This is a genomic window from Pseudomonas sp. GW821-FHT11G12, assembly GCF_058808055.1.
In genome coordinates this window covers 540,546-565,005 of the sequence record NZ_JBXARH010000001.1, presented here as the reverse complement: position 1 = coordinate 565,005, position 24,460 = coordinate 540,546, and the positions used below count along the sequence as shown (strand labels likewise).

Here is a 24,460-nt window from a genome sequence, read left to right as displayed (position 1 = left end):
GCAACGCAATGAAAAACGCCGCCCATCGCAAGATGTGCGGCGTTTTTTTATACCTCCGGAAACTCATGCATTGAGCTTGAGTGCCTGCTGTACCGCCTCGTCCACACTCAAACCGCTCAGCAACACCTGCTCGCGTTCCAGTTCTGGCAATTGCGCCAGCACGGTCTGCGCCTCATGCTTGAGGCGCGCCAGAATCAACAGCTTGTCTTCGGCCCGCACCTGCAGGAAAAACGCTTCCAGCGCTTCGATGCTGGTGCCGTCCAGGTCCGGCGATTCTTCCAGACTCAGGATGATCGTGTGCACCGCTGCCGGCGCATGACGGGCCAAGCGCAGCGCGCCGCCGAGAATGCGCTCCACATTGGCGAAAAACAGCGCCTCACTTGGCCGCACAATCAGCACGCCGGGGATTTCCCGGGCATCCGGATGGCGCTGCACGTCGACATAGTCGTGACCACCGCCCATTTGCCCCAGCACCTGGATATCCGCCGATGACATCTGTTTCAGCATCAGCACCACGCTGATCGCCACCGCCAATAGCAAACCGTCGAGCACGCCCAGTACCAACACCGCCGCCACCGCGCAGATCACCAACAAGCGATCGCGGCGCCAGATGAAGTAGCGGCCCAGCGGTTGCAGGCTCAACGCCCGTCCCAAGGCATGAATCACGATGGCGGCCAGCACCGGTTCCGGGGTCAGGGCGATGTACGGTAGCACCGTCAGCACGATCAGCAGCACCACTGCCGCCGCGACAATACCGGCCAATCGCGACGTGGCGCCTGCCGCTTCATTGGCCGATGTTGCCGAATACCCCGCTCCGGCCGGCATGCCATGAAACAGCCCCGACAACAGATTGGACGCGCCTAGAGCCAACAGATCGCGGTTCGAAGAGACCTTGTCGCCGTGCTTCAGGGCAAACGAGCTGATCGAGCCATAGGACTCGGCATACAGAATCATCACCATGGCAAACGCCAGTTCCCCGAGACGCAGCCAGTCGGCAAACGGCATGTTCGGCAGGCGTGGCACCTCCAGCGCCAGGTCGATGACCCCGATCAGTTTCACCCCGTGGGCCGGCAGGTTCAGCCATTGACTGGCGGCAATGCCCAACGCCACCACGATCAAACCGCCCGGCACCCGGCGAAAACGCGCACAGACCATCAATAACAGCAACGCCACCAGCGCAACCCCGGCACCCGCCAGGTTCCATTGCGGCCACTGCTCCAACAACTGCGGCAGGAAGCGAATCAGGTTGCCGTCCGTCAGGTGAACATCGACGACGCTCGCCACCTGTTTGAGGATGATCGTTACCGCCAGCCCCAGGGCGAACCCGCGCAACACCGGTTTGGCGATGAAAGAAGTCACGCTGCCGAGCTTGAACAGTCCCGCCAGCAGAAACAGCACGCCGGTCATCAACACCAGACCGACCGCCAGGCTCAGGCGCAATGCCGGGTCGCCGCCGGCCAGCGAAGCCGTCGCCGCTGCCAGCACCGCTGCCGAGGATGAAGTGGCCGAAACCACGGCAAACCGACTGGTGCCCATCAGCGCGTAACACAACAACCCGGCAAACAACGCGATCACCCCGGCCTGGGGTGGCAGCGCGGCAATGCTGGAGTAGGCCACCGCCTCGGGCAGCAACAGGCCGGCAATCGACAACCCGGCCAGCAGATCCTGACTGCGACTTTGTACTTCGGGTCGGGAAGCAGCGCTCAGGGGTTCAGTTGACAATCGGACCCACCCACCCCGGCAGATACCGAGCCTCCTGGCTGCGCGCCAGGTTCATGGCCTTGGTCTGTAATTTCGGACTCAGATCGTTGATCTGGTCGCTGGCGATGCGGCTGCGAAAGAAGTCCGCCCAGAGGAATTCGCTGTAGGGCGTGGCGTCCTTGGCGTAGCCACCGGCCCGGCGCAAGCGTCCGGCAAGGCTGCGATAAGGATCGTCCTGCAGATCGACTATGGATTTGGGAATCGCTTCGAAGGAGCGCCTGGCACCGCGACCATCATAGGGATGCGCCCACTGGTTGAAGTTCATCACGCTCCAGAACGTCACCGGGTCGACAAAGGAAAGGTCCTTGAGCACCAGCAATGAAGCCTTCTTGACCTCTTCCTCAATCAGCGCAAGACCGAAGTGGTGGTGATCGACGATGTAATAGACGCCTTCAGGCCCAAGCACACTGGGAAACCAGTGATTATCCAGCGCTGCCGCCCGCTCCTTGCGTTTGAGTTTCTTCCATTCCTGACGCTTGTCGGCGACTTCGGCGAGGCCGACCGTGAGCTGGGTGGGATGGAGTTTTTCCAGTTTGGCGCTGATCAGTTGCGGTCGGGCACGGGGCATGAGGCATCTCCGGGAAAAGTGCCTTTCAAGCGTAGCCGTTTATGCCGTGGGATGTGTGCCCTGGATCAGGCACCGGAAGGTCTTGCAAAAACGGGGGCGAATCGCTCGCCCCCGCTTAGTGCTGCTGGTCTGGAATCAGGCCGTCAGCGAGTAGATCAACGCCGAAATCGCCACCAGGCCGACGGCGGTGACAAACACGTTCGACGCCTGGCCACGATAGCGGGCCATTGCCGGCACTTTGCGGATCGCATACATCGGCATCAGGAACAGGATCGCAGCGATGACCGGGCCACCGATGGTCTCGATCATGCCGAGGATGCTCGGGTTCAGGGTCGCCACGATCCAGCACACCACCAGCATGAACGCCGCAACGATGCGATCCAGCGCCTTGGCGCCCGGACGCTTGCCGCTTTTGACGATCAGGCCTTTCAGACCTTCGCTGGCACCGATGTAGTGACCGAGGAACGACTTGGAGATGGCCACGAACGCAATCAACGGCGCTGCGAAAGCGATGGTCGGGTTGCTGAAGTGGTTGGCCAGGTACGACAGGATCGACAGGTTCTGCGCCTTGGCTTCAGCCAGTTGCTCTGGCGACAGGGTCAGCACGCAGCTGAAGACGAAGAACAGCACCATCACCACCATCAGCAGGTGGGCGCGGGACAGGATCTGCGAGCTGCGCTCGTCGGCGTGAACGCCGTAACGACGCTTCTGGTCCACCGCAAACGCCGAGATGATCGGCGAGTGGTTGAACGAGAACACCATCACCGGAATCGCCAGCCACAGCGTGTGCAGCAGCGCCGACGGCGCCGGCACCTGCGAAGCGGTGGACAGGATGCCGCCGTTCCAGTGCGGAATCAGGTACACGGCGAGGAACAGCAGCGCAACGATGAACGGATACACCATCAGGCTCATCGCCTTGACGATCACTTGCTCGCCGCAGCGAACAACAGCCAGCAGGCCGAGGATCAGCACGAACGACAGCAGCGCGCGCGGTGGCGGCGTGATGTGCAGTTGGTGTTCGAGGAAGCTGGCGACCGTGTTGGTCAGGCCGACGCTGTAGATCAGCAGGATCGGGAAGATCGCGAAGAAGTACAGCAACGTGATCAGCGCACCGGCCTTGATGCCGAAATGCTGCTCCACCACCTCAGTGATGTCGGCGCCTTCGCGACCGGAAAGCACGAAGCGGGTCAGGCCGCGGTGTGCAAAGAAGGTCATGGGGAATGCCAGCAGCGCGAGAATCACCAGCGGCCAGAAGCCACCCAGACCTGCGTTGATCGGCAAAAACAGGGTACCGGCGCCGATGGCCGTCCCAAACAGTCCCAACATCCAGGTAGTGTCATGGCGATTCCAGCTCGACAGTTGCGCTGGTGCTGCCGCTTCAAAGCGTTGTTCGACGCTATTGGCCTGATCATTCATCCGGTCGGATCTCCGCATTCCGGTCACTTGCCACTCGGTCAGGACGCGTCGGAAAAAACCGACAGACATGCTCCGGCCGAAACAGGGGCGCGATTCTCCGCGATAAATGAGCGGAAGCAAAGACTTAGCTGAGGAATGGTTGTGCGGAGCAGATTGGAGCGATGTCGTTTTTTGGAATATTACTGTCGGCAACAGGTACGCCTTATGTCGTTTTATGACGCGTCCCGGTGCCGAATGCGATCAGAAAAACCTGGTCAGATCGATCGGCCCACTATGAAGCCAAGTGACATGCAGAAGAGACCGAAACCCAGCATGCTCCAGACCGGGTACCTGTCCTCTTTGTCTTTGATTCGCATTTTTTCGACCCACTCATCGTACTCTCGATCTGCTTGTTCAATGATGGCCTGGCGGTCAAATGTGTTCATGTTGGCTCCTTCGGGTCAAGGGTCTGTTTTTTATGAGTAGCGAATACTCAAAACTTGAAGTAAACACTTGCTACTGCAGTGATTGCGGTCACCACACCACCCAATACTGCGATTGGATACAGGTATATTTCACTGTTCAGCTTTTTAACCTCCGCCAAAAGCTTTTGCCTTTCAGCAACGAGTTTTCGTGATTCATGCAGTAACCTTTCGAGTTCCAGCTCTTCGCGGTTGTTCTGAAGCATTGGCCTTCCTTGGCTAATGGCAATCACCGTTCAGGTTGCTGCCCCATCCTGAAGAGCACATCCCGTCTTGCCTGAATGATTTCGCATTTCTCACCCCGTCAGATAGCGGATAAATCCACCAGCATCCGTAGGCAGCTTCCGTAACTTTTGCAGGACGGCACTGACATCGTCGAACGGCTTTAAACAACCTCACCGACTGGCATTTTTCGGCTATACCCAATGGCGAACCGACTGACAGCCGCTTCCAGTCCCCTGCCCCAAGGAGCCTTTTCATGCCCCTCGTCCGTGTCGAACTCAAGAAACGTCCCGACCCGACCTTCGCCAAACGCGTCGGCGAGCAGATCTACGCCGCGATGCGCAGCACGATCAATGTCCCGGAGCACGACAACTTCCAGATCCTGGCCGAGCACGACGGCGAGCATTTCATCTTCGATACGCAATACCTGGGGATCCAGCGCAGCGACCAACTGGTGATCATCCAGATCACCCTCAATGAGGGCCGGACGCTGGAGCAGAAAAAAGCGCTGTACCAGACCATCGCCCAGAACCTGAACACGCACCTGTCGATCCGTCTGGAGGATGTGTTCATCAATCTGGTGGAAGTGAAGAAAGAAAACTGGTCATTCGGCAACGGCATCGCCCAGTACGCCAGTTGATGCATCTGTTGACAGCCCGTTGACGCCGCCAGCATGATCGGCCCCATGAACCTTTGCGCGCTGCACCTCACCCGTACCACCACGACCGCCACTGGCGGGTCGTGGTGTTTGCGCCTGAGGTAAATCCAGCGCAGCAAACCCAAGGCCCCGCCAGCAATGGACGGGGCCTTGTTGTTTCTCCCGTCCGTGCGGCACGTTTTGCATCCAAGGAGAAACACCATGCCCGCAGCACTGTTGATCATCGATATGCAGGTCGGCCTGTTCCAGGGTCAGGAAGAACCCCACGACGGCGAACGTATGCTCGCCAACATCCAGCACTTGATCGCCCAGGCACGCCAACGGCAAGTGCCGATCTTTGCCGTGCGCCACACCGGGCCGGTTGGCTCGCCGATTGCCGTCGGCAGTGCGTTCTGGCAGTTATTGCCAGCACTTGAGCTGGCCGCTGAAAACGCCACCTTCATCGACAAATCCCGCCCCAATGCCTTCCACGGCACAGATCTGGCTCAACAACTCAACGCCGCGAAAATCGAAGATCTGTACATCGTCGGCATGAAAACCCAGTTCTGCATCGACAGCACCTGCCGCGCCGCTGCCGATCTGGGCTTCAAGCCATTGCTGGTAGCCGATGCCCACACTTGCATGGACACACCCGCACTACCGGCCCAAGCGATCATCGAGCACCACAACGCAACCCTTGGCACGGCGTTCGCGCGGTTGATCAACACTGCCGACGTTGCCTTCTGACGAAGCGCCCACGCGCTCCCCGTATCAGCTCCTACACTGGCTGGTGCGGGGCAGTGCCGGCCATTGCCAAACCGCTCTGGAATCAGCACTCTGACACGACTTTCGCGACCGACACGCCGACGATCACAGGAGCCGAGCAATGCCCGCCACCGTTCTGGTACTGGTTGAAACCATCAATGACTACCTGCCCATTCTCGAACGACAGGGCTTTCACCTGATCCTCGCCCCGACACCCGCCGAACGCGCCCAGGCGATTGCCACCCACGGCGCACGCATCGACGCGGTGCTGACCCGTGGCCCGCTGGGGTTGTACGCCGAAGAAATCGCCGCGTTGCCCGCGCTGAAAATCATCTGCGTGATCGGCGCCGGCTACGAACAGGTGGACCTGCAAGCCGCCAGCAACCGGGGCCTGACCGTCACCAACGGCGCCGGCGTCAACGCCTCGTCGGTGGCCGACCATGCCATGGCGTTGCTGCTGTCGCTGGTACGCGACATTCCGCGCTGTGACGCGGCCGTGCGCCGTGGCGAATGGCCGAAGATCATGCGCCCGTCCCTGGCGGGCAAGCGGCTCGGGATTCTCGGCCTCGGCGCGGTGGGAATGGCCATCGCCAAACGGGCGAATCTGGGCTTCGACATGGAGATCAGCTACCACAACCGCCAGGTGCGCAGCGATGTGCCCTACGCCTTCTGTTCGACCCCCACCGAACTGGCGCGAGCCTCGGACTTTCTGGTGGTGGCGACGCCCGGCGGCATCGGCAGCCAGCATCTGGTGACCCGTCCCGTGCTGGACGCGCTGGGGCCCAAAGGCTTTATCGTCAACATCGCCCGTGCCAGCGTGATCGCCACGGCGGACCTGATCACGGCACTTGAGCAACGGCGAATCGCCGGCGCCGCACTGGATGTGTTCGACCACGAACCCCGGGTGCCGGACGCACTGAAAACCCTGAGCAACGTGATTCTCACCCCGCACGTCGCCGGGCTGTCACCGGAAGCCACCCAGGGCACCGTGGAGCTGGTGGGGAAAAACCTGGTGGCGTTCTTTGCCGGGGAGCCGGTGCTGACACCGCTGACACTGCCGCCGAAGCAAAACAACCAGCGCGTGCACTAAAGCACGCCGAGCAACGTCCACAGCCGCCGCGATTCGGCGTCGGCCGAGATCAACTCGCCGAGCAGTTCGCTCAACGGCTTGTTGCCCCACTCCACCCCGCGCCGGATCAGGTATGGCACGGGGCTGTGAGGTTCGGTGCGGGCCAGGTATTCAGCGATCAGCAGCAATTGCCGATAGGCTTCTTCGCGGTTCGCCGGCTCACGAAAGACCTGCGCCGCCACGGGCGCTTCATCGACCGGCTGCGCCTCCACCACGGGGGCTTCGACAGGGGCGACCGGCGCCGGTTTTTGTGGGTGCATGGCGATGAACTCCTGAACCAGTTTCAGCAGCGCTTGAATGATCTCCTGCAAGGGCTGCAAACCCGGCCCCTGATCGCCCAGATACGTATCGCTCCAGGCGTTCAGACGCTGCAGGTGTTGCTGGCTCAGCAGCAGGTTGCCCTGTTGGCGCAGCCAGAATGCCAATGGCGTGGCGCGCACCTGATCGCTGAGTTTCTTCTGTTCATTGCGTGCGGTTTCCGCCGAGGCCTTGGCATTCTTGCTGTCGTTGACCTGCACCTGCTGCACCTGCAAGCGGCGCCAGGTTTCCAGGTTGTATGCCTCGAAATCGCTGTTGTGCGAACCGAACAGCGGCACCCGGGTCAGCAGCACCTCACTGTACCGACGCACCAGCCACTCCAGCGGAATCACCCGCCACGACTGATCACCCTCCTCGGCCTGCGGGTGCAACTGTTCGGGATAGCGCTCACACAATCCGGCGATCAGCGCCAGGCTGCCGGGCAATCCGTCCAGTCCTTGAAGGTGCAGCCAGGCCTCGCCGAGCCAGGCGCTGAGCATCAGGTCCTTGCTGCGCTCGATCAGCAACGTCGTGGTGAGTTTTTCCACTTCTGGCCAGTTCGCCTGTTTCAGCGTCGATTGCCAGACCCCGGTCGGCAGGCTCGCATCGTCCTCGCGACGCAGGTCGCGCAATTGATCGAACTCGCGTTCGTAACGCAGATCCGCACCACACGGCGCGTCGGCGCTGATCGGTGCGAGCAACTGATCGATCAGGTCCGGCATGGTTGCAGATGGCAGGCTCACAGGCCCTCCTCGCGGGATTCAATGGCGGCGGTGGTGCCCGTTGCCTGAAACGGCGAGCGCGGCGCCCGGGTCGGCAACGGTGGAATCGACAATGGCAGCTTCGAGCCCTGGCTCATCAACGACAGACGCACGAACATCCGGGTGAACTCCGTGGTGATGCTGTCATTGAGCGCGGTGACCGGCAGGCGTAGGGTCAGCGGAAAGTCCGTGTAATCCATACTCGGCTGTCGCTGGACCGAGAAGTGCGCGCGCATCAACCGCAGCAACGACCATGGCCCGCCGTACTCCCAGCCCGCCTCCATGTCCCGAACCACCAGGTTCGGTTGCAGCGGATCGTTGACCGGGCGCTCGCGACCGTTGCGCGCCCAGCGCAGGGTCAGGCGGATCGGCTGGCCGACCATCCAGCGCAGGTTCGTCTGCTCGGCAGCGGGATAGCTGACCTGCTGACTGCCGGCCAGCAAGCCCCCGGCGATCACCTGATCGGCACCGCGCTCATCGTCGCGATCGGTGCGCCAGCGAACGTCCATCTCGACACCGAGAATGCCGCTCTTGTCGCGTACGAACAGCGGGGTCAGCCACAGGCTCGCCTGCTTCAAACGGTTGAGAAAATCTTCCGCCGCCAGTCGTTCCGGGGTCTGACTCAGCACCAGCCCGGCTTGGGCGACCGGCAGGCGCTTGTCGATGATTTCCAGAAAATGCTGCACCCGCGCGGGGTCCGCATCCTGCGCCTGCAAACCGTTGGCAAACGGGAAGCGATCGGCCAGGTACTGATTGAAATAGTTGGCCAGTTCATTCCACGCCGCTGCTGCCTGTTGCTGTTGCAGGTACTGGCAACGCTGCATGGCCGACTGTTGCAATTCCACCGCACGCATTGCCAGAGTGCCGCGCCCGCCCGCCAGATTGGCGGTCTGCAACACCTGCACGCAGGAGCCGGTGTCCATCTCGATGAAATCGCGGCTGACCAATTGCTCGATCTGCGCCGGCGAACTGGCCGGGTTCGAATCCTTGTACTTGAGCAGTTCGTCGTTGAGCGCGCTGAACTGGGTCACCCGTTCGTAATCCAGCGCCGACAGATTGCCCTGCTGGGTCATCAGCCACTGCAACGCCGATGTGCGCCGCTCGGTGATGCCGAGCATGGTGTTGAATTGCTGCTTGAGGCTCAGCTTCAAGTCCTGCACATCGCTGGCGCCGTACAGCTGCAAGCCGAGGTTTTTCGAGCCGTCCCACTGGCTGATTTCAGTCCGTCCGCCGAACAGCGGTTGTGCGGTGATTTCATCCAGACCGTTGACGATCTGCGCCATGGCCCGACGGTTCAACGCACCTTGCAGACGTGCCGCCAGATCGCTGCGATGGACTTCGACAAACGCCTTCTGCAAAGCCATGGCCTGCTCGGCCTGCACATTGAACACCGCATAGGGATGCGTCTGGTCGTTGTGATCTTTCAGGCTCAGCCACATGGCCTGCGCCGCCGCGCCTTCAGCCGCTTGCAGCAGCGCACCGCGATAAGCCGGGGGAATGCGCGGCAGTTCTTCGGCGACATAACTCTTGTAGCTGGCGAAATAGTTGAGCGAGGTGTTGAGATCGTCGCCATCGACGGTCTGGCCTTGCAGGTTGACGTTGTCTTCGGTGGCGCGCATGGCGATGGACACGAAGTCGCGCTTGAACAGCGCCTGCACCGCGTTATTGAGCTTCACCACCTGATCCTGCAACGCCAGTTGCCCGCTGCCCTGCTGCACCAGCAAGTTGCCGCGCGAACCGACCTGAGCGATCCACTGATCACGGAAACTCTGCTGCAACTTGCCCGCCTGGGCGTCGAGTTGTTGCTCGACCGCCGGCCCGAGCAACGTGCTCTTGCGCACCTTGTCGAGAAATTCGCGGTAGCCCGGCACTAGTTCCTGACCCTTGCCGCGACTCCAGGTCGAATTGGTCAGGGCGATCGCCGCTTGCAGGTCATCGATCAGCGCGCGCAGGTCTTCCAGCTCGCTGAGGCTGTTGCCACTCCCGGCCTCAAGCTGTTCCAGGTGCAGCTTGAGGTAGCCGGCCTTGCTGACAAAATTGTCGGCCAGAAAATACTGATCGAGCCAGCGCTCCATCAGCCCGTTGAAGTTGCTGACGATCAGCGGCCGCTCGACACTCAGATCCAGCGCCTGCAAATCACCATTGTCCCCTGCCGCCAACAGCCGGTTGTAATAAGCGGCGTGGGGCACCGTCGCCGCGTTGAGGTTGAGCGACAGCGCGTTGTTGCTCAGTTGCACCAGATCGTCCAACGGTGCCCGCTGATTGTTCTGCACCTCAGCGAACAACTGGTTCTGCTGCTCCAGGCGCAGCGCCCGGTCCACCAGGTCCGTGGCCTTCTGGTAGTTCTGCCACTGGGCCGGGTCTTCGCTTTCGACGCTGTTGCGCCGATCCGCCACGCGGATCGCCTTGATCTTCGCCAGCTCCGCCACCAGCAAGGCATGCAGCGGCTGAACCATATGACGCTGGGCAGCCTGGAACACCGCCCGTTCGATCTTCACGTCCACAGAGGAAATCCACGAAGACGGAAACGCCAGCGACACGTAGTGCCAGTGCGGCGCTTTTTCCAGTACCCGCCAGAAGCTCTGCACGTTGCGCCGGGTCGGCTCGACGCGGTGCGCCTCGTCGGTGACCGTGACGTAGCTCTTGTGCGCGCCTTGCATCAGCCGCGCCAGTTCATGGGCGTCCTTGACCGACTGGTTCCACACCCAGAACATCGCCAGCGCCCAGACAACCCCGACCACCAGCGCCACGCCGGCCGTCAGTCGTTGCCAACGCTGACGCAGGCGCAACAACCGTGGCACCCCTTGCGCCAGACCACGCTCACCGACCAGGCGCTGACGCCACAACTGACGCATGAACACACTGCGCTGCAAGCCGCTGTCATCGGCGCTGAACCCGTCGAGCGCATCCTCGCAGGGTTGATTGGCGCTGAAATACACACCACGAAAACACGGTGCCTCGCCCTGCGCGTTGCCCTGAAACACCGGCTCAAGCACGTTTTGCAGCCCCCGTCGCAGCGTTTCGAGACGCTCCGGCAAGGCATACAGGTCAGCACTCAAATGCCCGGACAATGTGCCGAGTTCAATCACTGCTTCGGCGACGGCGCGGTGCAGGCGATCCAGCGCCTGATCACTCCACTGCCCCTGCCACACCGCATCCCGCGCAAACGGCGACGACCAGCCCAGGGTGCGTTCGCGTGCCTCATTAGGCAGCGCACTGATCAGGTCCTGAAACCCCGGCAGTTCCTCAAGCCCGGTGACGATCACGTACACCGGTACACTCAGGCCAAAGCGCTGCAGCAGATCGATGAAGCGTCGGCGCGCCGCAAGCCCCAACTGCGTCGCCTGTTCCAGATTGCCCAGGCGACTGACCGGCACGGTCCAGATCACCCCGTCGAGCGGACGCTTGCTGCGCAGGCGCAGGATCAGCCCGAGCAGTCGCCACCAGCCGCCACGTTGCAGATGCATGCCGTCTTCCGGCAGAAACAAGCCTTGCGGCACCACCAGCACCGCACCTTCCGGGTCCGACCACCAACGGCCGAACCAGGCCGGTTTGTCGGTGGGTTGCAGGCGCCACTCGGTCACCAGTTGCGTGCCTTGGACTTCATCGCCGAGCATCAGCAACCATGGCAACTGATAGCGATCGTGAGTGCCCTGCTCTTGCTCCATGTGCCGCACCGCAAGATAGAAGCTGCGGATCGCCGCGCCGCTTCGAGTGCGCAGCCACCACACCGCCACACCGACGATCACCAGCAACAACAGCACCGCGACCACCCATGCGACGATCGACAAGGTACTCATGAGTCTTGCTCCGGCGCCGCCATCGAGTCGGTGGTTTGCAGCACTGGTTCCAGCTCTGAACGAATGTCACTCCACAAGAACTGGCCGACCCCGGTCAGCAACAGCACCATCGCCAGAATGCCCAACGCCAGACGAAAACCGTCCGGCAACGCCGTGCGCACCGGCAGTTGCAGGGGTGCGACCAGCGACGGCTGGACCAGTCGTTCGCTGACATCGTCGTAACTGGCCTCGTCCTGCCAGGCAAAGGTGAACAGCGCCAGCCGCCACTTTTCCAATTGCGCCTGACTGTGCTCGCCACGCAGGCGCCCATGGAAACCGAGGATCAGACATTGCAGGTAGACGTTGGCGAGGTCACGGGTGGTGGGTTGTTGTTCATCGAGAAGGGTTTGAATCGCCGCCGGCACTTGCTCACCCGCCTGACGGCTGGAATACAGGCGCGACTCCAGCGGCTTGTCTTGCCAGGCGCCCTGGCCCGGCCATGGGCTGAACAGCAGGGTTTCATCGACCAGCGCAACGAAGGCGTACACCAGCGCCTTGACCTGTTCGGTCGCCGAGTCGCCGACCCGCGAAAACGCCGTACGCCACAAGCGCTGTGAAGCCTGGGTGGACAGCTCGACCACGGTTTCGACCAGCGCCGCATCGTCCTCGATGTCCTTGGGCAATTGAGTCCAGTCCAGTTGCCATTGCTGCCACGTCTGACGGAACGCGCTGCTCAACGGTGCGTCCTGCAACCCAAGGCTTGCGGCACTTCCTTGCGACATACGGCGTTCCTTGTGTGATCAGGCACTTTCACTGTTCTGGGCGACAAACAGCACCACTTGCCACGGACTGCTGGTCAGCCGGGTGGCCGGCGCGGCGATCATCAGCGGCAATTGCGCGTCGAACCAGTTGCCTTCGGCCGTCACCACAAACAGTCGGGTGTCATCGCCGACGCTGTAGGCCACCTGTTCGCTGCGGCTCATCGCCTGATGCATCAGGCCGCTCATGCGCTGGCGGCTGAGCAAGGCGATGTGTGGCGCCGAGGCGATGATCGCACCGCGCAGCCACTCGCCGGCCGCCTGCTCGCTGGCACCGTTGGGCATGCGCAGGCCGATGACCAGCCGCTGACTGGGCTGCTCGTCCGGCAACTGAATGGAAAAGCTGTGTTCGCTGCGTTCGAAAGCGATGCTGCGGTAACCGGCGCGGATCAGCTCCAGGGTGGTTTCCAGCCAGTCCAGCAGCGGCTCGTATCCGCGCTGCAACTCGAAAAAGTCCAGCGGCGCGAACGACGGCACGCCCGCCAGCGGATCCAGCGCCGACCACGCGCCGGCCAGCCCCAGCAACTGCACGTACAAACCCTGCGGATGGGCAATGCGACTGTTCAGCGAACCTTCGACTTCCGGCAGCCGCGTCCATAACGCGGTCAGTTGGCGGCGGATCTCCAGCGCATCGTCCTGATTGCCGGACTGTTGTGCCTGACGCAGACGCCCGCCAAGGAACAGGCATTTCTCCCGGGCTCGCGCGCAGAGCCCGGCAATCCGCCGACCCAGCGGCGACTCCGGTAACAGGACCGGCGTCGGCGGTGTATAGGGCAACGGCAGGAAACCGCCACCCTCCTTGCGGATTTTCAGCAGTGGCAGGCAGATCGAATCGGCCTTGTTCAGTTGCGTGCACAGACGCGGATTGGGTCGCCACACCGTGATCGATTCGGGGAATTCGCCGCTGGTGAGATCCGGCAGCGCCTCGCCAACCACCGACTGCAATCGCCCCTTGAGCGGCAACAGTTGACCGGCGCGCCACAGCGGACTGATCGCCAGGTAAACGGTGACGGTCGCATCGTCGGTTTCGTTGATCGACGGGCCGACATCCAGCTCCAGCAACGGCCCGACTCCCGCCTGCAGATTGACCGGCAACCCGTCCGGCATCGTCCCTTGCAACGACAGCACCCGCACCACCCCGGCACTCATCGCCGAAGGGTCGAACTCCATGTGGCTGACACCAAAGAACCACGGGTTGCACGCCTGGGCCAGATGCGCGCCGAGCGCCTCGGCCCGCAAGCCCTGCAACTGAAAATGCTGTGGCAGCAATTGCATGCCTTCATGCCAGCAGACCGCGTCAGGTAGCAGACTCATACGACTCCCTTCGACTGCACCGCGAACCGGCGGCGGACGGTGTTTTTTTCAGTTTTCCTTGCTGACCAGGCTCATCTCGCGGCTGTCGAACTTGAGCCAGGCATCGCTCTGATCGTCCAGCCGCAAGCGGTGCGCTCCGGGTGTGTTATAGCTGGCGAAGACTAAAAGTCCAGCCGCCCGCTTGCCCCCCAGCGGGAAGGGTTGGCGGTCGATGAATTGCCCCGGCACCAGCTCCAGTCCCCACACGCTCATCAACTGACGATAGTCGCGCTGGTACTGCTCGCGCCCGGCGAACCACTGCTGGGCGCTGATGCCCGACAGTTGCTTGAGCAGATCCGGATCGTTGACCGCGATGAAATCCACGGCGATCGGTGTGTCGTCATTGGCCTTGGGCGCGACGTCGAGGGTCAGGCTGTCGAGGTCGACTTTCGGCCCGAAGAACGAACAGCCCGCGAGTAGCGCAAACCCGAGTGTTAGAAAAAGTCGTCCAGACAAAATGAATTTTCCTTTTCGCGAGACAGTCCAAAAATGTTTTTCGCTTGCATTTTTATAGACCTGTTCTAGCGTCTTGGGTAGTTCGGTTCCTACAGCCGAATGTGGAAGGTTTGTCAAAGGAACGACAGGTCATCTGCCTCCCTTTCTAACCTGTGGTCCAGCAAGGGAAAGCGATGAACGGGCCTCCCCGATGCATTGCGCCCGCTCATCGCATCGGAGTCCGCCGACATGGCAGAAAGTACCCAGCACAAGCTCGACCGGGTTCGCCCGCCTCGAGTGCAAATCACCTATGACGTCGAAATCGGCAACGCCATCGAGAAAAAGGAATTGCCGCTGGTCGTCGGGATCCTGGCCGACCTCTCGGGAAAACCGCTCGAACCATTGGCAAAACTGACTGAGCGACGTTTCACCGAAATCGACCGCGACAACTTCAACGAAGTGCTCGCCTCCATCGGCCCCCGTGCCACGCTACAAGTCAACAACACCCTCAGCGGCGATGACAGCAAGCTGAACATCGAACTCAACTTCAAACACATCGACGATTTCGACCCGGTCAAGGTGGTGGAGCAAGTCACCCCGCTGCGCCGCCTGTTCGAAGCCCGTCAGCGCCTGCGCGATTTGCTGACCAAACTCGACGGCAACGATGATCTGGACAAGCTGTTGCGCGATGTCATCGCCAACACCGAAGGCTTGCAAGAGATCAAATCGGCCCGCCCGGACACCGCTACCCCGGCAGCTGATGCCGAGGCTCCGGCCGAACCGCAAGCCTGATCGTCCACCTGACCGAGGAAGAATTCGCCATGCCCGCCGCCGCCCAGAATCAAGCCAGCGAAAATGCTGCTGCCGAGACTTTATCCCTGCTTGACCGGATCATCGCCGAGGGCCGCATGGCCCATGACGACAGCCAGCAGGACTACGCCCGCGACATGCTCGCGGAATTCGCCACCCAGGTACTCGACGAAGGCATGGCCATCGACAAGGACACGGTGGCGATGATCAACGACCGCATCAGCCAGATCGACGAGCTGATCAGCGCCCAGCTCAACGAAGTGCTGCATCACCCGGACCTGCAAAAACTCGAAGCGTCCTGGCGCGGCCTGCACATGCTGGTGCAGAACACCGAAACCAGCACCCGGTTGAAACTGCGTCTGCTCAACGTGACGCAGAAAGAGCTGCAGAACGACCTGGAAAAAGCCGTCGAATTCGACCAGAGCGCGTTGTTCAAAAAGATCTACGAAGAGGAATACGGCACCTTCGGTGGCCATCCGTTCAGCCTGCTGGTGGGTGATTACACCTTCGGCCGCCACCCGCAGGACATCGGCCTGCTGGAGAAACTGTCGAACGTCGCTGCAGCCGCCCACGCCCCGTTCATCGCTGCCGCCAGCCCGCGTCTGTTCGACATGAACAGCTTCACCGAACTGGCTGTGCCGCGTGATCTGTCGAAAGTGTTCGAGAGCCAGGAGCTGATCAAGTGGCGCTCGTTCCGTGAGAGCGAAGACTCGCGCTACGTCTCGCTGGTGCTGCCGCACTTCCTGCTGCGCCTGCCTTACGGCCCGGACACTTCGCCGGTGGAAGGCATCAACTACGTCGAAGACACCAACGGCACCGACCACAGCAAATACCTGTGGGGCAACGCTGCGTGGGCGCTGTCGCAACGCATCACCGAAGCCTTTGCCAAGTACGGCTGGTGCGCGGCGATCCGTGGTGCTGAAGGCGGCGGCGCGGTCGAAGGCCTGCCGGCGCACACCTTCCGCACCAGCTCCGGCGACCTGTCGCTCAAATGCCCGACCGAAGTGGCGATCACCGACCGTCGTGAGAAGGAACTCAACGACCTCGGTTTCATCGCCCTGTGCCACAAGAAGAACAGCGACATCGCGGTGTTCTTCGGCGGCCAGACCACCAACAAGTCCAAGGTCTACAACACCAACGAGGCCAACGCCAACGCGCGAATCTCGGCGATGTTGCCGTACGTGCTCGCGGCCTCGCGTTTCGCCCATTACCTGAAGGTGATCATGCGCGACAAGGTCGGCAGTTTCATGACCCGCGACAACGTGCAGACCTACCTCAACAACTGGATCGCCGACTACGTGCTGATCAACGACAACGCGCCGCAGGAGATCAAGGCGCAGTACCCGCTGCGCGAAGCACGGGTGGACGTCACCGAAGTCGCCGGCAAACCCGGTGCCTATCGCGCGACCGTGTTCCTGCGGCCGCACTTCCAGCTGGAAGAACTGACGGCATCGATCCGCCTGGTCGCCACGCTGCCGCCTCCGGTAGCCGCCTGACCCGCATACGCTCGCAGGATGTTCCTGCGGGCGCTCCCCTGTTTGTCTAGCGCGACACCTTTCAGGAGTTTCAAGCGATGGATGCAATCATTCTCGACCTCGGCGGCGACATCAAAGGCGACAGCCTGCTCGAGGGCTACAAGGACAAGATCGAAGTCATGTCCTACAGCCACAACGTGGCGATGCAGGTAACCAACGACGTCAGCAACTCGGAGCGCACCTCCGGCCGCCCACACATCGGCGAGTTCACCCTGACCAAATTCGTCGACAGCTCGACGCCCTCCCTCAACGAATATTGCTGCGCCGGCAAACCGATCCCGGAAGCCAAGATCACCATCGGTCGCAACGCCGCCGAAGGCAGCGGGCAGATCATGCCGTTCATCATCTACACCCTGACCAACGTGGTGCTGTCCAACGTCAGCGTCAGCGGCGGTACCGGTGGCAAACCGGTGGAAACCATTTCCCTGAACTTCACCAAGATCAAATGGGAACTCACGGCGCAAAAAGACGACGGCACCAAGGAAGGCACCGCCGGCACGGTCTGGGACCTGGCGGCCAACAAGGCCAGCAAGTAACCGGACGCCCTCGCCATGGCTGGCACCGGCATCCGCGCACCGCTGTTCGAACGCCTCGCCTGGAGCGAGGCCGACGAGCCGCCGGAGTTCGATCGGCAGGATTTGCTCGACTCGGTGCACACCGAGCTCGGGCGCCTGTTCAACACCCGCCGTGGCCCGCGCACATTGACGGTGCCCCCCAGCGTGATCGACTACGGCATCGCCGACTGGAGTGCCCTGCAACAGCAGCGCAGCGATGATCGCCGTCGCCTGGCACGGGACATTCGTGAGGCCATCACCCATTTCGAACCGCGCCTGCTGCTGGGCGAGGTTCAGGTCAATCCCCTCCCCGATCAGCCACAGCGATTGAGCATCCGTCTGCTCGGCGAATTGCGCAGCGGCTCGCAGCATTGGCCGGTGGCCTTTGTCATCGAGCCCGGCAACGAAGGGCTGGAGGTGCGCCATGAGCGACTCGATTGACCCGCAACTGCTCGACTATTACCAACGCGAACTGACCTGGTTGCGCCACGCCGGCAGCCAGTTTGCCGAACGCTATCCGAAAGTCGCGCGGCGGCTGGAACTGTCTCCCGGTGAATGCCCGGATCCGCACGTCGAGCGATTGCTCGAAGGCTTCGCCCTGCTCGCGGCGCGCCTGCAACGGCGTCTGGATGACGACTACGCAGAGTTCAGCGATGCCTTGCTGGAGCAGCTCTATCCCTTGGCCGTGCGCCCGCTGCCGTCCTGCGCCATCGTGCAGTTCGAACCTGATCCGAGCAAAGGCAAACTCGACGGCGGCTATCCCCTGCCCCGGGACACGCCGCTGTTCGTCACCACCAGCAAGGGCGAAAGCATTCACTTTCGCACCAGTGCCGCCGTGCGGCTGTGGCCGATCGAAGTGACTGAAGCGCTGCTGCTTGGCAGCGACGAAGCCCAGGCACTGACCGGCGTGGCGCAGTCCCGTTCGGCCTTGCGCCTGAACCTGCGTTGCCTGGGCGAAAGCCAATGGTCCGAGCTGGAGATCGAAAGTTTACGCATTCACCTGGCCGCCTCGCCCGTGATCAACGCCGGTCTCTATGACCTGCTCGGCGCCCATGCGGTGCAGGTACTTGCAGGCTCGCCAGGGAGTATTCCGGCGAAGGTGAAGGGACTGCCGCAGATCGTCGGGTTTGCCGACGACGAAGTGCTGCTGCCGGACGAAGACGGCGTACACCCGGGCATGCGTCTGTTGGCGGAATACTTTGCCTTCCCGGAAAAATTCCACTTCTTCGACTTGCCGCTTGCCGGCGTTTCCAGCGACAGCCAGACGCTCTACCTCTACATCGTTTTCGACCGTGCGCCGGCCGGCCGACTGCACTTGCAGGCCAGCGACATCGCACTGGGCTGTGCGCCGGTGATCAATCTGTTCCCGCGCACATCCGAGCCGTTGCGCCCCGACGGCACCCGCAGCGAGTACCGACTGGTCGCCGACAGCCACCGGGAAAACAGCGTCGAGATCCACAGCATCCGAGGCATGCGCGCCAGTTCCAGTGCCGGCGTGCAACGCCTGCCCGCCTATTACGGCAGCCAGCACAGCGGCGGCGATCAACAGCGTTACTGGCATGCGCGGCGAGTCAGTGGCCAGTCGCCGAACCGGCTCGGCAGCGATCTTTTGGTCAGCGTCGTCGACACCCGTTTTGAACCGCAAACCGATCTGCCCGACTACAGCCTCACGGCCGAACTGCTGTGCACCAACCGGCATCTGGCCCAGAGTCTGCCGGCCGGTACGCCGCTGGGATTCGAACGGCCGGGCCCGGTAGCGTGGGCACGCCTGCGCAATCCTCCGAGCCCGCAGAGTCTGCCGCGACTGGACGGCGATTCGCGCTGGCGGCTGGTGTCGCAACTGACCCTCAATCACCTGTCGCTGGTCGAAGGGCCACAGGCGCTGGACGCACTGAAGGAAATTCTTCATCTGCATAACCTGCGCGATGAAGCCAGCGCCCTGCGCCAGATCGAAGGCTTGCTGAGCCTCGCTTGCGAACGGGTGATCGGCCACGTCGGTGCCGATGCCTGGCGCGGCTGGCGCAACGGACTTGAAGTGCAGTTGCAGCTTGATCCGCAGCATTTCGTCGGCAGCAGCGCAGTGCTGTTCTCGGCGGTGCTCGCGCAATTCTTTTCGGTGTACGCCACGGCCAATCGCTTTGTGCGCACGGTGCTCATGCAGGCTGACAAGGAGGTCAAGGCATGGCAACCCCAAGCCGGCATGCCCCTGTCGCTCTGACACTCGGTCAGCGACTGCGCCGCGATCCGCAGGCCTTCGAATGGTTGCAGGCGTTGCTGTTGCTGGAGCGCGAACAGCCGCAGGCCGACTCCCTGGGTTCCGGTACGTCGCCGCAGGCCGAAGCGTTGAAATTGCGCGGGCCGTTGACGCCCGTGTTCGCCGCCAGCCAGATCGAAAGCCTTGAGGAAAAACCGGGCGAACCGCTGACCCTGAACACACCGATGTTCGGCCTCGGCGGCCCCGACGGCCCGTTGCCTTACGCCTATCAGGAATGGCTGCAACAACGGGCCCGGGCCAAGGATCACGCGCCCGCCGAGTTCCTCGACCTGTTCCAGCATCGGTTGCTCAGCCTGCTCTACAAGGTGATGCGCAAACACCGGATCGCCCTCGGCTTTACCACGCCCGGCGCTTCGCCGGTGCAGGCGCAATTGCGGGCGCTGACCGGGTTGCTGCCCAAGTCGTTGCAGGAACGTCAGGCGATTCCCGACTGCGCCGTTCTGGCCTGCACGGCGTTGTACGCCGATGGCCGCCGGTCGTTGGCGGGGTTCGCAGCCATTGTCCGCGAGCAATTTGCCGTGCCGGTGGAGCTGAGCGCGTATGAAGGCGCGTGGCGTGAGATTCCGGCAGCCAGCCGCAGCGTCATGAAGGCTGGCGGGCGCAATCTGCAACTTGGTCGCACTGCGGTCGCCGGCACTCGGGTCTGGGATGAACACGCCGGAATTCGCCTGACGCTCGGCCCATTGTCCTCGGCGCAGGCCGGGCGCTTTTTGCCGGACGGTGAAGCGCACCCGGCACTGGCGAGCCTGGCGGCGCTGTATTTCGGCCCGGATCTGGACGTGAAACTGGTGATGCTGGTACGCGGCGCCGGGCCGATGAAACTCGGTCGCCAGACCCCGGCGTTGTTGAGCTGGAACGGCGGTTTGCAACGGCAGGCCAGCCTTGCAGTACAACGGATCGAAACCCGTCTTCGTCAGCTGGAGATCACCTGAAATGGAACTGGCCAGCCTGATCGGACGCCTCAACCCGGACAACCGCCGCGCCCTCGAACGCGCCGCGCAACGATGCCTGCAACGCGGGCATCACTTTGTCGAGATCGAGCATTTGTTGCTGGAGTTGCTCGACATCGAGGGCGGAGACTTTGCCTTTCTGCTGCCGCGTTTCGGACTGGAACGGGATGCATTGACGGCTGAAATCAACAAGGCGCTGGACCTGTTCAAGGCTGGCAGCACCCGCACGCCGGCGCTGTCTTCGCACACGCTGGGATTGCTGGAAGATGCGGTGGTGCAGGCCAGTGTGCTGGGCATCGACAGCATTCGTTCCGGGCTGCTTTTATTGGCGTTGATCGACCGTGACGAGCGCCGCAGCCTGCTGCTCAACAGCGCGTCGTCATTGCTGCGAATTCCAAAAGAAGCCCTGCGCGCGAACCTGCTGGAGTGGACGGAGAACTCCCGCGAGCACGCAGGCCCGCGCTCTGTCGCCTCTGGAAACCCTGCGCCACGGCAGGACTCGGTGCTCGATCAGTACACCCAGGACCTCACCGCCGACGCTCACGCCGGGCGCATCGACCCCATCGTTGGTCGCGACGGCGAGATTCGTCAGTGCATCGACATTCTTTTGAGGCGCCGGCAAAACAACCCGATTCTGGTCGGCGCACCGGGCGTGGGCAAAACCGCCGTGGTCGAAGGCCTGGCACTGCGCATCGCTGCCGGGGACGTGCCGCCCTCCTTGCAGGAAGTCAGCCTGCGGGTGCTCGATCTCGGTCTGTTGCAGGCCGGGGCCGGGGTCAAAGGTGAATTCGAACAACGGCTCAAAGGTGTGATCGACGCGGTTCGCAGCGCCGACAAGCCAATCATCCTGTTCATCGACGAAGCCCACACCTTGATCGGCGCTGGCGGTGCCGAGGGCGGCAGCGATGCGGCCAACCTGCTGAAACCAGCGTTGGCCCGAGGCGAATTGCGCACCCTCGCCGCCACGACCTGGATGGAATACAAGAAATACTTCGAGAAAGACCCGGCCCTCGCCCGCCGCTTCCAGCTTGTGCAGGTCGAGGAACCGGATGAAATCACCGCCGTGGAAATGCTCCGTGGCGTGGCCGCCAAACTCGAACAGCACCATGGCGTACAAGTGCTGGATGCGGCGATCCATGAAGCGGTGAAACTCTCGCACCGCTACATCTCCGGCCGTCAGTTGCCGGACAAAGCCATCAGCGTCCTCGACACCGCGTGCGCCCGGGTCGCCCTCGGCCAGCACGACGTGCCGCCACCGCTGGAGAGCCTGCGCCATCGCCAGCAAAGCCTGAAAGAAGAGGTTGAGCGCCTGCGTCGTGAACAGGCCACAGGGCTCGACCACCGCGAACGCATCACCCTGCTGGAAAGTGAATCGAAGACCAACGTCCAGGCGATCCGCGAACTGGAAACCCGCTGGAGCGAAGAGCGCGTCGCCGTGCGCGAACTGCTCGACACCCGCCGCGAATTGCTCGACCTCAGTGAACGCGCCGACAGCGACAAGCCCGACGAAGCCACCGACAGTCGCATTGATCATCTGGCAGCCGAATTGTTGCGGCTTGAGGCAGGCCTCGATGCGATTCGCCAGGACGACCCGCTGGTGCCCGAACAGGTCGACAGCAAAACCGTCGCTGCCGTGATCGCAGGCTGGACCGGCATCCCCGTCGGCAAAATGCTTGCCGACGAAGCCCATGCCGTGCGCACCCTCGGACAGCGCATGGGCTTGCGCGTGATGGGCCAGAAAACGGCACTCGCGACCATCGCCCAGCGCTTGCAGGCCTACCGCGCAGGGCTCACCGATCCGCAAAAACCGGTCGGTGTGTTCTTGCTGGTCGGGCCCACGGGCGTTGGCAAAACCGAAACCGCGTATGCGCTGGCCGATGCCTTGTACGGCGGCGAACGCAATCTGATCAGCATCAACCTCTCCGAATATCAGGAAGCCCACACCGTCAGCCAACTCAAGGGCGCCCCTCCGGGTTACGTCGGTTATGGCAGTGGCGGCGTGCTGACGGAAGCGGTACGGCGCAAACCGTATTCGGTGGTGTTGCTGGACGAAATCGAGAAGGCGCATCCGGATGTGCTGGAGGCGTTTTACAACGTATTCGACAAAGGCTTGATGGAAGACGGCACCGGGCTGGTGGTGGACTTCAAGAACACCGTGATGCTCGCCACCAGCAACGTCGGCGCTGAACTGTTGCTCGATACGCCCGTGTCACAGATCGGCTCTGAAGCCTTCAACGAGGCGCTGCACAAAGTCCTTTTGCAAGCCTTCCGCCCGGCATTTCTGGCACGCATGACGGTGGTTGCGTACCGGCCGCTGGATGAGGCGACGCTGGAAGGAATTGTGTTGGCGAAGCTGGAAAAACTGCGCGGGCGCTACAAGGCGGCGACCGGCAAACAGTTCGAGTTTGATGCAGGAATCGTCAAAGCAGTACTCGCCAAATGCAGCGCGGCCGGGGCGCGTGATGTCGAGAACGTGTTGATGACGCAGGTGACCGGGAAGTTAGCGGAATGGGTGCTGGAATAGCACCCTTCATTTGCAAGGAATCAAACGGGCCGAGCTATTCGTCATTCGCTGCTTATTTATTCAAAAGGCGTTCAACCATGGGCAATACCTCATCAAACTCAAAAAAGGCCGATCAGCCTGAAGCATTGCTTTCATTGCTGCGCACAAACCCTGAAGCCTTTTTCGGCAGCCATGCCCTGATTGTGCGAGGCGGCTCCGCCACCCCGGACTGCAGTGTTTCACCCGTCTCGACGGGCAATAAAAGTGTATTGCAATTGAACGTCACGGCGGCGGGCATCGATTGGTATATCCCCTATAAAAACTTTGACGCAGGTTCTATCGAGGTCCCAAAAGGGCAGGACACAGGCACGCTGGTTGTGACGTGTTCAATGAACGGTTGTGCGCTGTCCGTTCATGGAACGGCAACCGGCAACCGCTTCTTTCATGATGCCGACGGCAAACACATGCCCGATCCGTTACCTGAAGGTGTTGAGACCCTCCCCAAGTTTCGCCGCACAGATGCAGACTTTTCCGGAAGCGACTCCACCGACCTCAGCGCATTTATCGTCAAAGCCAAACAGGCTGCCGAGGAAGGCGCGAAGGACATTAACAAGTTTGTGAAGACCTGGTTTGAACACACGGTTGTCTCGGTAAAAACCGATGCCGGCTGGTCGGTTTACCGCTGTACCGTATTGATGTGGGGATCTGACTACACGTGGCTTAACAAGAACAAGCCTTTACTGGGCACGTTCCTGGACTGACGCCTGGTAAAAGCAAACCGGACGGCAAGAGAACAGCTCCAAAGAATCAAACGGGAGTCAATGAGGCAGCACGTGGTAGACATAAGGAAAAGTCATCATGTTGAAAAGTATTCTCGAAAGAACAAAAACACACCTGATGATGAACATAGACACAACTCATTCAGGAACAGTTGACTTCGACCTGGAACGTCCGTCTTCCGGTCCGCAATACATGCTGGTCAATTCCGGCGGGCCTTATCGGGCCTACTACTTGGCGTGGCGTGAGGACAGCGGACTGTTTATTGACCTGCCTGCCGCCCCCACCGGAACCGACCCGATTGTTTTTCTTACGGCAAATCTCACGGGCTGTTGCGTAGGCATTCAGAATTACGGTGGTTTTATCAGGGTTCGTCATTACAACCTGGCGACTGAGGACGATCACAAACCGGTCTTCTCCCGTGATGATCTGGCCAGATACGGCACTAACATTTCCTGGTTATTGCCGGCGGACAAGTACAACGCGGCTACTCTGAACAACGCGACTTCCTATACGCATTTTGGCCCATGGACAGATGCTGTCATCTGGGGTGAATACGTGGCCCGATACTGGCCGTTCACCTCAAAGTGGCACTTCTACTATCAGGACGGCAATGCCAGTACTGTCGTTCATGAGTTGAACTATCAATAGCAG

Annotated in this window: 22 protein-coding genes; 12 read left to right on the top strand and 10 right to left on the bottom strand. The window is 61.6% G+C overall.

Annotated features, from left to right (window positions below; genetic code table 11):
* Window positions 1-63: 63 nt before the first annotated feature.
* From AC1RR7_RS02560 to AC1RR7_RS02540, 5 genes are all read right to left on the bottom strand, one after another.
* The gene (locus AC1RR7_RS02560; RefSeq protein ID WP_493155983.1) at window positions 64-1,722 is read right to left on the bottom strand and encodes a SulP family inorganic anion transporter; all 1,659 of its coding nucleotides are present in this window, start codon (window positions 1,720-1,722) and stop codon (window positions 64-66) included.
* Window positions 1,712-2,329, bottom strand: a complete 618-nt coding sequence (locus AC1RR7_RS02555; RefSeq protein WP_192558305.1) for a ParB-like protein — start codon at window positions 2,327-2,329, stop codon at window positions 1,712-1,714. Before AC1RR7_RS02555 ends, AC1RR7_RS02560 begins: the two co-directional genes overlap by 11 nt.
* Before the next feature lie 135 nt (window positions 2,330-2,464).
* Complete coding sequence (locus tag AC1RR7_RS02550) at window positions 2,465-3,745, bottom strand: HAAAP family serine/threonine permease (RefSeq protein WP_096820204.1); 1,281 nt, start codon at window positions 3,743-3,745, stop codon at window positions 2,465-2,467.
* Between the two features lie 254 nt (window positions 3,746-3,999).
* Window positions 4,000-4,170 (bottom strand): hypothetical protein, encoded by a 171-nt coding sequence (locus tag AC1RR7_RS02545; protein ID WP_192558307.1) that lies wholly within the window; start codon window positions 4,168-4,170, stop codon window positions 4,000-4,002.
* A 47-nt stretch (window positions 4,171-4,217) separates the two neighbouring features.
* Complete coding sequence (locus AC1RR7_RS02540) at window positions 4,218-4,412, bottom strand: hypothetical protein (protein WP_096820205.1); 195 nt, start codon at window positions 4,410-4,412, stop codon at window positions 4,218-4,220.
* 272 nt (window positions 4,413-4,684) lie between these two features.
* Between AC1RR7_RS02540 and AC1RR7_RS02535 the strand changes: the two genes are divergently transcribed.
* From AC1RR7_RS02535 to AC1RR7_RS02525, 3 genes are all read left to right on the top strand, one after another.
* Entirely contained in the window at window positions 4,685-5,068 is a 384-nt protein-coding gene (locus AC1RR7_RS02535) for a tautomerase family protein (RefSeq protein WP_096820206.1), read from the top strand.
* A 219-nt stretch (window positions 5,069-5,287) separates the two neighbouring features.
* Window positions 5,288-5,812: a cysteine hydrolase family protein gene (locus tag AC1RR7_RS02530; RefSeq protein WP_493155981.1), complete on the top strand. Its 525-nt coding sequence runs from the start codon at window positions 5,288-5,290 to the stop codon at window positions 5,810-5,812.
* Window positions 5,813-5,951: 139 nt separating this feature from the next.
* On the top strand, window positions 5,952-6,920 hold the full coding sequence (locus AC1RR7_RS02525; RefSeq protein WP_493065067.1) for a 2-hydroxyacid dehydrogenase: 969 nt from the start codon (window positions 5,952-5,954) through the stop codon (window positions 6,918-6,920).
* Here AC1RR7_RS02525 and tssA read toward each other — a convergent pair.
* From tssA to AC1RR7_RS02500, 5 genes are read right to left on the bottom strand one after another with little or no spacing between them, the layout of a single operon-like run.
* Window positions 6,917-7,999, bottom strand: a complete 1,083-nt coding sequence (gene tssA / locus AC1RR7_RS02520) for a type VI secretion system protein TssA (protein WP_102622080.1) — start codon at window positions 7,997-7,999, stop codon at window positions 6,917-6,919. The genes AC1RR7_RS02525 and tssA overlap by 4 nt on opposite strands.
* Window positions 7,996-11,817 (bottom strand): type VI secretion system protein, encoded by a 3,822-nt coding sequence (locus AC1RR7_RS02515; RefSeq protein ID WP_493155978.1) that lies wholly within the window; start codon window positions 11,815-11,817, stop codon window positions 7,996-7,998. The genes tssA and AC1RR7_RS02515 overlap by 4 nt, the downstream gene beginning before the upstream one ends.
* Window positions 11,814-12,578, bottom strand: coding sequence for a DotU/TssL family secretion system protein (locus tag AC1RR7_RS02510; protein ID WP_096820211.1), 765 nt, complete (start codon window positions 12,576-12,578; stop codon window positions 11,814-11,816). The genes AC1RR7_RS02515 and AC1RR7_RS02510 overlap by 4 nt, the downstream gene beginning before the upstream one ends.
* Window positions 12,579-12,596: 18 nt before the next feature.
* Window positions 12,597-13,928: a type VI secretion system baseplate subunit TssK gene (gene tssK, locus AC1RR7_RS02505; RefSeq protein ID WP_493155976.1), complete on the bottom strand. Its 1,332-nt coding sequence runs from the start codon at window positions 13,926-13,928 to the stop codon at window positions 12,597-12,599.
* Between the two features lie 48 nt (window positions 13,929-13,976).
* Window positions 13,977-14,423, bottom strand: a complete 447-nt coding sequence (locus tag AC1RR7_RS02500) for a type VI secretion protein (protein WP_493065069.1) — start codon at window positions 14,421-14,423, stop codon at window positions 13,977-13,979.
* A gap of 228 nt (window positions 14,424-14,651) precedes the next feature.
* On the opposite strand from AC1RR7_RS02500, the gene tssB reads away from it, so the two are divergent.
* The 9 genes from tssB to AC1RR7_RS02455 all read left to right on the top strand — a co-directional run bounded on the left by tssB (window position 14,652) and on the right by AC1RR7_RS02455 (window position 24,457).
* Entirely contained in the window at window positions 14,652-15,194 is a 543-nt protein-coding gene (gene tssB, locus AC1RR7_RS02495; protein WP_064117633.1) for a type VI secretion system contractile sheath small subunit, read from the top strand.
* Window positions 15,195-15,223: 29 nt separating this feature from the next.
* A complete protein-coding gene (gene tssC / locus AC1RR7_RS02490) occupies window positions 15,224-16,708 on the top strand; it encodes a type VI secretion system contractile sheath large subunit (RefSeq protein WP_039767165.1) in 1,485 nt (494 codons plus the stop codon).
* Window positions 16,709-16,785: 77 nt separating this feature from the next.
* Entirely contained in the window at window positions 16,786-17,283 is a 498-nt protein-coding gene (locus AC1RR7_RS02485; protein WP_262193469.1) for an Hcp family type VI secretion system effector, read from the top strand.
* 15 nt (window positions 17,284-17,298) lie between these two features.
* Window positions 17,299-17,742 (top strand): type VI secretion system baseplate subunit TssE, encoded by a 444-nt coding sequence (gene tssE, locus AC1RR7_RS02480; protein ID WP_102622084.1) that lies wholly within the window; start codon window positions 17,299-17,301, stop codon window positions 17,740-17,742.
* Window positions 17,726-19,519 carry a type VI secretion system baseplate subunit TssF gene (gene tssF, locus AC1RR7_RS02475; protein ID WP_493155973.1) on the top strand — a complete coding sequence of 598 codons (1,794 nt, stop codon included), beginning with the start codon at window positions 17,726-17,728 and terminating at the stop codon, window positions 19,517-19,519. The genes tssE and tssF overlap by 17 nt, the downstream gene beginning before the upstream one ends.
* A complete protein-coding gene (gene tssG, locus AC1RR7_RS02470) occupies window positions 19,483-20,508 on the top strand; it encodes a type VI secretion system baseplate subunit TssG (protein ID WP_102622086.1) in 1,026 nt (341 codons plus the stop codon). The genes tssF and tssG overlap by 37 nt, the downstream gene beginning before the upstream one ends.
* Window position 20,509: 1 nt before the next feature.
* A complete protein-coding gene (tssH, locus tag AC1RR7_RS02465; RefSeq protein ID WP_096820217.1) occupies window positions 20,510-23,050 on the top strand; it encodes a type VI secretion system ATPase TssH in 2,541 nt (846 codons plus the stop codon).
* A gap of 77 nt (window positions 23,051-23,127) precedes the next feature.
* Window positions 23,128-23,790, top strand: a complete 663-nt coding sequence (locus AC1RR7_RS02460; RefSeq protein ID WP_493155971.1) for a hypothetical protein — start codon at window positions 23,128-23,130, stop codon at window positions 23,788-23,790.
* A 97-nt stretch (window positions 23,791-23,887) separates the two neighbouring features.
* Entirely contained in the window at window positions 23,888-24,457 is a 570-nt protein-coding gene (locus AC1RR7_RS02455; RefSeq protein ID WP_096820219.1) for a hypothetical protein, read from the top strand.
* The last annotated feature ends 3 nt before the right edge of the window (window positions 24,458-24,460 follow it).